The organism is Streptomyces sp. DH37, assembly GCF_029813835.1.
GTDB lineage: Bacteria > Actinomycetota > Actinomycetes > Streptomycetales > Streptomycetaceae > Streptomyces.
This window is the reverse complement of sequence record NZ_JARVKV010000068.1, coordinates 25,829-36,910: the sequence shown is the minus strand read 5'-3', so window position 1 is coordinate 36,910 and position 11,082 is coordinate 25,829. Positions and strand designations below refer to the sequence as shown.

Annotated in this window: 12 protein-coding genes; 9 read left to right on the top strand and 3 right to left on the bottom strand. The window is 76.0% G+C overall.

Annotated features, from left to right (window positions below):
• Positions 1-111: 111 nt before the first annotated feature.
• Positions 112-1,095, bottom strand: a complete 984-nt coding sequence (gene coaA / locus QC029_RS25700) for a type I pantothenate kinase (RefSeq protein WP_279558183.1) — start codon at positions 1,093-1,095, stop codon at positions 112-114.
• 266 nt (positions 1,096-1,361) lie between these two features.
• On the opposite strand from coaA, the gene QC029_RS25695 reads away from it, so the two are divergent.
• From QC029_RS25695 to QC029_RS25660, 8 genes are all read left to right on the top strand, one after another.
• Positions 1,362-1,604, top strand: coding sequence for a hypothetical protein (locus QC029_RS25695; protein ID WP_279558180.1), 243 nt, complete (start codon positions 1,362-1,364; stop codon positions 1,602-1,604).
• 36 nt (positions 1,605-1,640) lie between these two features.
• Complete coding sequence (gene glmS / locus QC029_RS25690; protein ID WP_279558179.1) at positions 1,641-3,488, top strand: glutamine--fructose-6-phosphate transaminase (isomerizing); 1,848 nt, start codon at positions 1,641-1,643, stop codon at positions 3,486-3,488.
• Positions 3,489-3,555: 67 nt separating this feature from the next.
• On the top strand, positions 3,556-3,924 hold the full coding sequence (locus QC029_RS25685; RefSeq protein ID WP_279558178.1) for a holo-ACP synthase: 369 nt from the start codon (positions 3,556-3,558) through the stop codon (positions 3,922-3,924).
• A gap of 71 nt (positions 3,925-3,995) precedes the next feature.
• Complete coding sequence (locus QC029_RS25680; protein WP_279558177.1) at positions 3,996-5,531, top strand: NAD(P)H-hydrate dehydratase; 1,536 nt, start codon at positions 3,996-3,998, stop codon at positions 5,529-5,531.
• Positions 5,532-5,586: 55 nt separating this feature from the next.
• Positions 5,587-6,771: an alanine racemase gene (gene alr, locus QC029_RS25675; protein WP_279558176.1), complete on the top strand. Its 1,185-nt coding sequence runs from the start codon at positions 5,587-5,589 to the stop codon at positions 6,769-6,771.
• Positions 6,772-6,778: 7 nt separating this feature from the next.
• The gene (locus tag QC029_RS25670; RefSeq protein WP_279558175.1) at positions 6,779-8,026 is read left to right on the top strand and encodes an alpha/beta fold hydrolase; all 1,248 of its coding nucleotides are present in this window, start codon (positions 6,779-6,781) and stop codon (positions 8,024-8,026) included.
• 4 nt (positions 8,027-8,030) lie between these two features.
• Positions 8,031-8,516, top strand: a complete 486-nt coding sequence (tsaE, locus tag QC029_RS25665) for a tRNA (adenosine(37)-N6)-threonylcarbamoyltransferase complex ATPase subunit type 1 TsaE (RefSeq protein WP_279558174.1) — start codon at positions 8,031-8,033, stop codon at positions 8,514-8,516.
• A 253-nt stretch (positions 8,517-8,769) separates the two neighbouring features.
• Entirely contained in the window at positions 8,770-8,964 is a 195-nt protein-coding gene (locus QC029_RS25660; protein ID WP_279558173.1) for a hypothetical protein, read from the top strand.
• 38 nt (positions 8,965-9,002) lie between these two features.
• Here the strand turns inward: QC029_RS25660 and QC029_RS25655 are convergent, their stop codons facing one another.
• Positions 9,003-9,569, bottom strand: coding sequence for a DUF6328 family protein (locus tag QC029_RS25655; RefSeq protein ID WP_279558172.1), 567 nt, complete (start codon positions 9,567-9,569; stop codon positions 9,003-9,005).
• Positions 9,570-9,664: 95 nt separating this feature from the next.
• Positions 9,665-10,246 (bottom strand): hypothetical protein, encoded by a 582-nt coding sequence (locus QC029_RS25650; protein WP_279558171.1) that lies wholly within the window; start codon positions 10,244-10,246, stop codon positions 9,665-9,667.
• 151 nt (positions 10,247-10,397) lie between these two features.
• On the opposite strand from QC029_RS25650, the gene tsaB reads away from it, so the two are divergent.
• Positions 10,398-11,078, top strand: coding sequence for a tRNA (adenosine(37)-N6)-threonylcarbamoyltransferase complex dimerization subunit type 1 TsaB (gene tsaB / locus QC029_RS25645; protein WP_279558170.1), 681 nt, complete (start codon positions 10,398-10,400; stop codon positions 11,076-11,078).
• The last annotated feature ends 4 nt before the right edge of the window (positions 11,079-11,082 follow it).

The following is an 11,082-nucleotide window of genomic DNA, read 5'->3' as shown; positions in this document are numbered from 1 at the left end:
GGCGACACGCCGAGGGGTGGCGGGGGCGGCCGGTGGCCGCCCCCGCCCCGTTCCGCCCGGGTTCCCGCGCGGGCCCGCCGCGCACCGGCCCCGCGCGGTCGCGCGGTCGCGTCAGAGCTTGCGCAGCGACAGGCGCTGGACCTTGTGGTCCGGGCCCTTGCGCAGGATCAGGCTGGCGCGGCCCCGGGTCGGGGCGATGTTCTCCTCCAGGTTCGGGCGGTTGATGGTCCGCCAGATCCCCCGCGCGTAGTCCAGCGCCTCCTCCTCCGACACCTGCGTGTACCTGCGGAAGTACGAGGACGGGTTCTGGAAGGCCGTCTCGCGCAGCTTGCGGAAGCGGCCGAGGTACCACTGCTCGATGTCCTCGGTGCGCGCGTCCACGTAGACGGAGAAGTCGAAGTAGTCGGCGACCGCGAGCCGGGTGCGGCCGTCCTTGCCGGGCAGGGCGGGCTGGAGGACGTTGAGGCCCTCGACGATCAGGATGTCGGGCCGCCGCACCGTCAGCCTCTCGCCGGGGACGATGTCGTAGATCAGGTGGGAGTAGACGGGGGCGGTGACCTCCTCCCGGCCCGACTTGACGTCCGCGACGAACCGGGTGAGCGCGCGGCGGTCGTAGGACTCGGGGAAGCCCTTGCGCGCCATCAGCCCGCGCCGGTGCAGCTCCGCGTTGGGGAACAGGAACCCGTCCGTGGTCACCAGCTCCACGCGCGGGTGCTCGGGCCAGCGGGCGAGCAGCGCCCGCAGCAGCCGCGCCACGGTGGACTTGCCCACCGCGACGCTGCCCGCGACCCCGATGACGAACGGCGTGCCGCGCTGGGCGCCGTGCCCGCCGCCCGCGTCGCCCAGGAAGGTGTTGAGCGCGCCCCGCAGCCCGTGGGTGGCGCCGACGTAGAGGTTGAGCAGCCGGGACAGCGGCAGGTAGACGTCCCGCACCTCGTCGAGGTCGATGACGTCGCCGAGCCCGCGCAGCTCCTCCACCTCCGCGGCCGTCAGCGGCAGCGGCGTCTTCTCCCGCAGCGCGCTCCACTCGGCGCGCCCGAGGTCGACGAAGGGGCTCGCGTCGGACGGCCGGCCGCGGCGCTGCTGCGGCGGCAGGACGGACGCGGTGGAGTCGGAGGTGGACTCGGGAGCGGTGACGGGGGTGGACACGGGCCCATTGTCGGGGTGCGCGCGGCCGGGCTCACTCCCGTTCCCGTGTGATCAGCAGCACAGACGCGGGACCGGGGGACGGGGTGTACGCGCCGGTCCGACGCCGATACGTTGACCGCGTTCGCACACGTGTCCCCCGTGTGCGCCCGCCCCGCGCAGGTCCCCGCCCGACCCGGGGCCGGCCCGTGCACGACCGGCCCGGAGGATGCCGCATGCCGCTGCCGTTCCGGCGTTTCCGCCCAGCTCAACGCCGCCCCGCCGCACCGTTGTCCGCCGGGGCGCGCACCGCCCGGGTGTGGGCGGACCTCGTCGAGGAGCTGCCCGACGAGGACCTGGGCGAACACCCGCGCGACATGCTGGAGGCGCACCGGCCGGGCGGCCGGCCGGAGTGCGAGGAGGAGGAGTACCTGGCGGTCGTCGAGGACGCCGTCGGGCGGATAGCGCGAGGCCGCTGACAGCCGCAGCTCCCGACTGCCCTTAGGCTGCATCGCATGTGCGGAATCGTTGGTTATGTGGGAGGGCAGTCCGCCCTCGACGTCGTCATCGCGGGACTGAAGCGGTTGGAGTACCGCGGTTATGACTCGGCGGGCGTTGCCGTCCTCGCCGACGGCGGCCTGGCCGCCGCGAAGAAGGCCGGGAAGCTGGCCAACCTCGGCAAGCTGCTGGACGAGCGCCCGCTGCCCAGCGGCACCACCGGCATCGGCCACACCCGGTGGGCCACCCACGGCGGGCCGACCGACGCCAACGCGCATCCGCACCTGGACAACTCCGGGCGGGTCGCGGTCGTCCACAACGGCATCATCGAGAACTTCGCCGCGCTGCGCGCGGAGCTGGCCGAGCGCGGCCACGAGCTGACCTCCGAGACCGACACCGAGGTCGTGGCCCACCTGCTCGCCGAGAACTTCTCCTCCTGCGGCGACCTGGCCGAGTCGATGCGGCAGGTGTGCCGCCGCCTGGAGGGCGCCTTCACGCTCGTCGCCGTCCACGCCGACGAGCCGGACACCGTCGTCGGCGCCCGGCGGAACTCGCCGCTGGTGGTCGGCGTCGGCGAGGGCGAGAACTTCCTCGCCTCCGACGTCGCCGCGTTCATCGCCCACACCCGCGAGGCCATCGAGCTGGGCCAGGACCAGGTCGTGGAGCTGAGGCGGGACCAGGTGACGGTCACCGACTTCGACGGCGCCCCGGCCGAGACCCGCGCCTACCACGTGGACTGGGACGCCTCGGCCGCCGAGAAGGGCGGCTACGACTACTTCATGCTCAAGGAGATTGCCGAGCAGCCCAAGGCGGTCGCCGACACCCTCCTGGGCCGCATCGACGAGTCCGGCCTGCTGACGCTGGACGAGGTGCACATCCCCGACCACGTGCTGCGCGAGGTCAACAAGGTCGTCATCGTGGCCTGCGGCACGGCCTACCACGCCGGGATGATCGCCAAGTACGCCATCGAGCACTGGACGCGGATCCCCTGCGAGACCGAGCTGGCCAGCGAGTTCCGCTACCGGGACCCGATCCTGGACCAGCGCACCCTGGTCATCGCCATCAGCCAGTCCGGCGAGACCATGGACACCCTGATGGCGCTGCGCCACGCCCGCGAGCAGGGCGCCAAGGTGCTGGCCATCTGCAACACCAACGGCTCGACGATCCCGCGCGAGTCCGACGCGGTGCTCTACACCCACGCCGGGCCCGAGGTCGCGGTCGCCTCCACCAAGGCGTTCCTGACGCAGCTGGTGGCCTGCTACCTCGTCGCCCTCTACCTGGGCCAGGTGCGGGGCACCAAGTGGGGCGACGAGATCCACTCGGTGATCCGCGAGCTGTCGCAGATCTCCACGGAGGTCGAGAAGGTCCTCGCCACCATGGAGCCGGTGCGGGAGCTGGCCCGCTCCCTGGCCGACAAGAACACCGTGCTCTTCCTCGGCCGCCACGTGGGCTTCCCCGTGGCGCTGGAGGGTGCGCTCAAGCTCAAGGAGCTGGCGTACATGCACGCCGAGGGCTTCGCCGCCGGCGAGCTCAAGCACGGCCCGATCGCGCTGATCGAGGAGGACCTGCCGGTGGTGGTGGTCGTGCCGTCGCCGCGCGGCCGGTCCGTCCTGCACGACAAGATCGTCTCCAACATCCAGGAGATCCGGGCCCGGGGCGCGCGCACCATCGTCATCGCCGAGGAGGGCGACGAGACGGTCGTGCCCTACGCCGACCACCTGGTGCGCATCCCCGCCACGCCCACCCTGCTCCAGCCGCTGGTGGCCACCGTGCCGCTCCAGGTCTTCGCCTGCGAGCTGGCCACGGCCCGCGGCAACGAGGTGGACCAGCCGCGCAACCTGGCCAAGTCGGTGACGGTGGAGTGAGGTCGCGCCGCGGGCGAACAGGACGGGACCCGCGCCGCGGGCGCTCCCGGCCGGCCGGGAGCCGCGCGTGATCGTCGGGGTGGGGATCGACGTCGCCTCGATCGAGCGCTTCGCCGGCGCGCTGGCCCGCACCCCCGCGATCGCCGACCGGCTGTTCACCCCCGCCGAGCTGGTCCTGCCCGGCGGGGAGCGGCGCGGAGTGGCCTCCCTGGCGGCGCGGTTCGCCGCCAAGGAGGCCCTGGCCAAGGCGCTGGGCGCGCCCGGCGGGCTGCTGTGGACGGACGCGGAGGTGTACGTCTCCGACCACGGGCAGCCGCTCCTGCGGGTGACCGGCACGGTCGCCGACCGCGCCGCCGAGCTGGGGGTGCGGCGCTGGCACGTCTCGCTCAGCCACGACGCGGGGGTGGCGACGGCCGTCGTGATCGCGGAGGGGTGATCGCGCAGGGGTGATCGCGGAGGGGCGGCCACCGGAGGGTGACGGGGGTGCCGGGCGGTCACACTGAGGGCATGAGAGATGCGTACAGCGTGCAGACCGTACGGGCCGCCGAGCGGGAGCTGATGGCGCGGCTGCCCGCCGGGGCGCTGATGCGGCGCGCCGCCGCCGGGCTGGCCGCCGCCTGCGCCGGGATGCTGGGGCGCACCTACGGCGCCCGGGTCGTCCTGCTGGTGGGCAGCGGCGACAACGGCGGGGACGCGCTCTTCGCGGGGGCGTACCTGGCCCGGCGCGGCGCCGGGGTGACCGCCGTGCTGCTCAGTCCCGAGAGGGCCCACGGGGCCGGGCTCGCCGCGCTGCGGGCCGCCGGCGGCCGGGTGGTGGCCGCGCCGACCGCCCACCTGGAGGGCGTCCCCGCCGACGTGCCGGCCGTCGTGCGGCGGGCCGACCTGGTGGTGGACGGCATCGTCGGCATCGGCGGACGCGGGGGGCTGCGGCCCGACGCGGTGGAGATCGTCGACCTCGTCCGGGACGCCGGGGCGCCCGTCGTCGCCGTGGACCTGCCCAGCGGCGTGGACGCCGACACCGGCGAGGTGCGCGGCGTGGCGGTGCGGGCGGCGGCCACGGTGACCTTCGGGGCGTACAAGCCGGGGCTGCTGGTCGACCCGGCGCGCGAGCACGCCGGGGCGCTGCGGCTGGTCGACATCGGCCTGGGCCCCTACCTGGAGGCGGCCGAGCCGGTGGCGCGCGCCGCCCAGCACGCGGACGTGGCCGCCCTGCTGCCCCGCCCGTCGGCCGAGAGCGACAAGTACCGGCGCGGCGTGGTCGGGATCGTGGCCGGCTCCGCCCGCTACCCGGGCGCGGCCGTGCTGGCGGTGGCGGGCGCGCTGCGCGGCGGCGCGGGCGCCGTGCGCTACGTGGGGCCCGCCGCCGACGCGGTGGTCGGCCGCTTCCCCGAGACGCTGGTGTCCGCCGGCCCGCCCGGCCGCGCGGGCCGGGTGCAGGCGTGGGTCGTCGGGCCGGGCCTGGGCGACGGGGCCGAGGCGCGGGAGAACGTGCGCGAGGTGCTGGCCTCGGACGTACCGGTGCTGGTGGACGCCGACGGGCTGCGGCTGATGGACGCCGGGCGGCTCCGGGGCCGTACGGCCCCGGTCCTGCTCACCCCGCACGCGGGGGAGGCGGCGGCGCTGCTGGACGTGCCGCGCGAGGAGGTCGAGTCGGCGCGGCTGGCGTCGGCGCGGGAACTGGCGCGGCGGTACGGGGCGACGGTGCTGCTCAAGGGCTCGACCACGGTGGTCGCGCCGTCCGGCGGGGACGGCCCGCTGCGGGTCAACCCCACCGGCACCGGCTGGCTGGCGACGGCCGGGAGCGGCGACGTGCTCTCCGGGCTGGCCGGCTCGCTGCTCGCCTCCGGTCTGTCCCCCGAGGACGCGGCGGTGGCGGGCGCGTACGTCCACGGCCTGGCGGGCCGCCTCGCCGCGCCGCTGGTGAACGCGCTCGACGTGGCGGAGGCCCTGCGCCCGGCCTGGCGGAACGTCACGGACACGGCGGGTACGGCGGACATATCGGGCACATCGGGCACGGCGGGCGTCCGCTCCGATACGCCCTGAACGTGCCGGGCGGGCAGGGACGCCGCCGGAGGGGGACCTGAGACACTGGTGGGCGATGGACGTCGTAAGTGAGCCCCCCGCCCCCCGCGCGGCGGCGCAGCCCCGCCCCGGTCACCGCGTCAGCGCCGAGATCGACCTCGCCGCGCTGCGCGGCAACGTCCGCGCCCTGCGGGAGCGCGCGGCCGGGGCCGAGCTGATGGCCGTGGTCAAGGCCGACGCGTACGGCCACGGCATGGTCCCCTGCGCCCGCGCCGCGCGGCAGGCCGGCGCGGGCTGGCTGGGCACCGCCACCCCGGAGGAGGCGCTGGCGCTGCGCGCCGCCGGGGACAGGGGCCGGTTGCTGTGCTGGCTGTGGACGCCCGGCGGGCCCTGGCGCGAGGCGATCGAGGCGGACGTCGACGTGTCGGCGAGCGCGCCGTGGGCGCTGCGGGAGATCACGGAGGCCGCCCGCGCCTGCGGCCGCACCGCCCGCGTCCACCTGAAGATCGACACCGGGCTGGGCCGCAACGGCTGCGCGCCCGCCGACTGGGAGGCGCTGACCGCCGCCGCCCGCGAGGCCGAGGCCGAGGGCACGGTCAGGGTCACCGGCCTGTGGTCGCACTTCGCCTGCGCCGACGAGCCCGGCCACCCCTCCGTCGCCGCCCAGCTCGCCGCCTTCCGCGACGCCCTGGCCGCCGCCGCCCGCGCCGGGCTCGACCCGGAGGTGCGGCACATCGCCAACTCGCCCGCCACCCTCACGCTCCCCGAGGCGCACTTCGACCTGGTGCGCACCGGCGTGTCGGTCTACGGGCTCTCGCCCTCGCCCGAGGTCGGCGTGCCCGAGGACTTCGGGCTGCGGCCGGTGATGACCCTGCGCGCCCGCCTCGCCCTGGTCAAGCACGTGCCGGCCGGGCACGGGGTGAGCTACGGCCACCACTACACCACCCCCGGCGACACCACCCTGGCCCTGGTCCCGGCCGGCTACGCCGACGGGATCCCCCGGCACGCCTCGGGCACCGGGCCGGTGCTGGTGGCCGGCAAGTGGCGGACGGCCGCCGGGCGGGTGGCCATGGACCAGTTCGTGGTGGACCTGGGCGGCGACACGGCCGCGGAGGGCGACGAGGCGGTCCTGTTCGGGCCGGGGGACGCGGGCGAGCCGACGGCCGAGGACTGGGCGCGCGCGGTGGGCACCATCGGCTACGAGATCGTGACCCGGGTCGGCGCCCGGGTGCCGCGCGTCCACCTGAACGCGGACGCGTGACGCGGGCATGAGGGAAACGGGCGGCAGGGGATGGGGGCGCCGCGCGGGGGTGGCCGGCGCGCTGCTGGGCCTCGCCGCGGCGGGAGCGGCCGCGGGGGTCGCCGTCGAGCGGCTGACCGTGCACCGGGCGGTGCGCCGCAGGGCGCGCCTGGCCCTGGACGCCACGGGTCCGTACGGCTCGCTGCGCGGCACACCGGGCCGGGCGGTGGCCGACGACGGCACCGAGCTGTACTACGAGACCGACGATCCGGAGGGCGGGATACCCGACGGCGCGCCCACGGTCGTCTTCAGCCACGGCTACTGCCTCGCCCAGGACGTCTGGCACTTCCAGCGCGCCGCCCTGCGCGGCGCCGGGCGGTCCGCGGACTCCGGGCAGTCCGCGGACTCCGAGCAATCCGGGCCCTCCGTGCCGCCGCTGCGCGCCGTCTACTGGGACCAGCGCGGCCACGGCCGCTCCGGCCGCGGCCGGGCCGGCGAGACGGTGACCATCGACCGGCTCGGACGCGACCTGAAGGCGGTGCTCGACGCCGCCGTGCCCGAGGGCCCGGTCGTCCTCGTCGGCCACTCGATGGGCGGGATGACGGTGATGGCCCTCGCCCACCACCATCCCGGGTACGTCGCCGAGCGCGTCGCCGCGGTGGCCCTGGTCGGCACCTCGGCGGGGAACCTCGCGGAGGTGACCTACGGGCTGCCCGCCGCCGGGGCCCGGGCGGTGCGGCGGATGGCGCCGGGACTGCTGAGGACCCTCGCCGCGCGGGCCGACCTGGTCGAGCGGGGGCGGCGCGCCACCGCCGACCTCTTCACGGGCCTGGTCAAGCGGTACTCGTTCGGCGCCCGCGACATCGACCCCGGGGTGGCGCGCTTCGCCGAGCGGCTGATCGAGTCGGTGCCGGTCGACGTGGTCGCGGACTTCTACCCGGCCTTCGCCGAACACGAGAAGACCGCCGCGCTGGCCGCCTTCGGGGCGGACCGGCCCGCGCTGATCCTCACCGGCGACCGCGACCTGCTCACCCCGCGCGAGCACAGCGAGGCGATGGCCGGCGCGCTGCCCCACGCGGACCTGGTGGTCGTGGAGGGCGCGGGCCACCTGGTGATGCTGGAGCGCCCCGAGACGGTCAACGAGCGCCTGGCCGAGCTGCTGGCGCGTACCATCCACACCCATGGAGACACCGCACCGCCCGGCCGCGGGGACGGCCCCCGGAGCCGCTCCCCGGAACCCCGAACCGGCCGTGAAGGCCCACGTAGCGACCCCTGACCGCATGCGGGAGCTGGGCCGGCGGCTGGCCCGGCTGCTGCGGCCCGGCGACCTCGTCCTGCTCACCGGGGAGCTGGGAGCGGGCAAGACCACCCTCGCCCGGGGACTGGGCGAGGGGCTGGGCGTGCGCGGCGCGGTGACCTCCCCCACCTTCGTCATCGCCCGGGTGCACCCCCCGCTCGGCGACGGCCCCCCGCTGGTGCACGTGGACGCCTACCGGCTCGACGGCGGCCTGGAGGAGATGGAGGACCTGGACCTGGACGTCTCCCTGCCGGAGTCGGTGGTGGTCGTGGAGTGGGGCGAGGGCAGGGTGGAGGAGCTCTCGGAGGACCGGCTGCACGTGGTCATCGAGCGCGCCGTGGGGGCGGAGGCGGCCACCGGCGGGCAGGACGGCGGTACGGCGGGCGACGACGTGCGGACGGTGACGGTGACCGGCGTCGGCGGGCGCTGGGCCGGACAGGACCTGTCCGCCCTGGCGGGGTCCGCGTAGGCCGCCCGCGCCCGGGCCGCACCACGTCCCGGCACTCCCCGGTACTCCTCGGGCACCGTTCCGACGCGGTCCCGACGCTGTTCCTACGCCGTCCTGACGCCGTCCTGTCGCTGTTCCTACGCCCTCCCGACGCTGTTCCGACACGGTGTCGGCAAGATGTTGCGCGCAGCGCCCCCGGCATGGTCACATGGAGGTCAGGAAGGGTGGTTAGGCACGCCTAACCACCCTCGCCCCAGGAGCCACGGGAGGACTCATGGAGGCTCACGAGCGGGAGCCCGGGACCACCGCGGGGACCGGGCGCGCGGACGCGTCCGGCGTCCGTCCGGAGACCGGTCCGGTGCCGATGCGCGATCTGCTGGCCGCGTGCGCCGCCGCCGACGCCGTCTCGACGCCGCCGGCTCACGACCGGGAACCGGACGGCGACGGCCCCCGGGCCGAGGCGGCCTGAGGGCCGGACGGGGGCGGGCGGGCCCGCCTCCGGTGCCGCTACCGTCCCTGCCTGGGCCCGACGCGGCGGGCCCAGGCGGGCAGCAGGAACCAGGCGCCCACGAACCACATGAACAGCGCGCCGACGATCCACCAGGCCATGCCGTTGTCCAGCACCACGCGCAGGATCAGCAGCAGCGCGCAGGTGACCGTGCACAGCAGCAGGACCAGCCCGGTGATGGTCAGGCGCGAGGCCCACTCCACCGTCTGGGGCTTCATCCGGTGGCCGGTGACGAAGCGGTGCAGGGCGACCGGGGCGATCAGCGTGCCGGTCGCCGCCGAGCCGAGGACGACCGTGATGACGTAGATGTTGCGGTCCAGGGTGCCGATGTCGGTGAAGCGCTCGGTGAAGGCGACGCTCAGCAGGAAGCCGAGCAGGATCTGGATGCCCATCTGGGCGACCCTGACCTCCTGCAGGAGCTCCGTCCACCGCCGGTCGGCGCGCTCCTTCTCGGTCTCGTGGTGCTCCTCCGCGCCGGACCGCGCGGCCGGGGTCCGGCCGCCGCGGTCCGCGGACCGCTGCCCGCCCTCGTCCCTGCCGGACGCCGTGTCCGTCCCGAGTGTCATGCGCCGCCCCCTTGTTCAGCCGCTTGATTGCCTGTTCACCTTTTGTTCGAACAGGGGAGGGCCAAACGTGGGCGGACGCCGGCGGGGGCGCGGTCTCAGGGGACGACGACGACCTTCGTGCCGGCCGTGGCGAACCGCCACATCGCCTCGCCGTCCGCCGCCCTGGAGCGGATGCCGCCCGTCCCCTCCTTCGGCGGACCCTCGGGCAGCGAGCCGTCCACGGCCGCGCTGAAGCCCACCACGACACCGTCCACCTGCGTGAACAGCACCACGTGGGCGACCGGTACCCCGTCGGAGCCGGTGACGCGCTCGGTGCGGCCGCTCTCGTCCACGGTGTACTCGCCCGGCAGCGGGTCCACCGCGCCGGGGACGACCCGGTAGGTGCGGGTGACCTTCTCGTTCGCCCCCACCAGCCAGACCCGGTCGCCGCCCAGGGAGTACACGACGCGCTCGCCGGCGCCCGAGCCGGCCGGCAGCGCGGCCTGCCGGCGCTCCTCGCGCTCCCTCTCCTTCGCCGCGGCGCCGGGGGAGGGGGAGGCCGACGCGGCGGGCCCGCGGTCGTCCGCGGGGCCGCGGCGGTCCTGCGCGGCGGACGCCTGGTAGGCCAGGAAGCCGACGACGGCGAGTGCCGCCGCCGTCAGCCCGGCCACGAAGGTACCCGCGCTGTTCCGTGCCACCGTCTCGCCCGCCTCCGGTACTCGCCGCTTCCCGCCGGTCCCCGGACCCCTGGAGATCCGGTCTGATCGTAAGCCCGACCGTAGCAGTCGGTAGTGGTCCCCGTGCGGCGGGCGGGCACCGGCCGGCGGCGGTGCGCCGTAGGCTGAGAGCGTGCTCCTGCTCGCTCTGGATACCGCCACCCCCGCCGTCACCGTCGCCCTGCACGACGGGACGGACACCCTCGCCACCGCCGACGAGGTGGACGCCCGCCGCCACGGCGAACTGCTGCTCCCGGCCGTCGACCGCGTCCTGACCGCGGCGGGCGCCGCGCTCGGCGACGTGACCGGCATCGTCGTCGGCGTCGGCCCGGGCCCGTACACCGGCCTGCGGGTCGGCCTGATGACGGCGACGACCATCGGGGCCGCACGGGACATCCCCGTCCACGGCCTGTGCACGCTGGACGGCATCGCGTACGCCGCCGGGGAGGCCGGACTGGAGGCCCCCTTCGTCGTCGCCACCGACGCCCGCCGCAAGGAGGTGTACTGGGCGCGCTACGCCGACGCCCGCACCCGCCTCGGCGACCCGGCCGTGGACCGCCCGGCCGACATCGCCGAGGTGGTCGCCGGCGTTCCCGCGGTGGGCCTGGGCGCCCGGCTGTACGCGGACGCCTTCACCGGCGTGCGCGACGACCTGCCCGAGCACGTCTCCGCCGCGGCGCTGGCGGCGCTGGCCGCCGAGAGACTGGCGGCCGGGGGCGGGGCCGGGGAGGGCTTCCTGCCGCCGCTGCCGCTGTACCTGAGGCGCCCGGACGCGAAGGTGCCCGCCAACTACAAGGTGGTCACGCCCCGGTGACCGC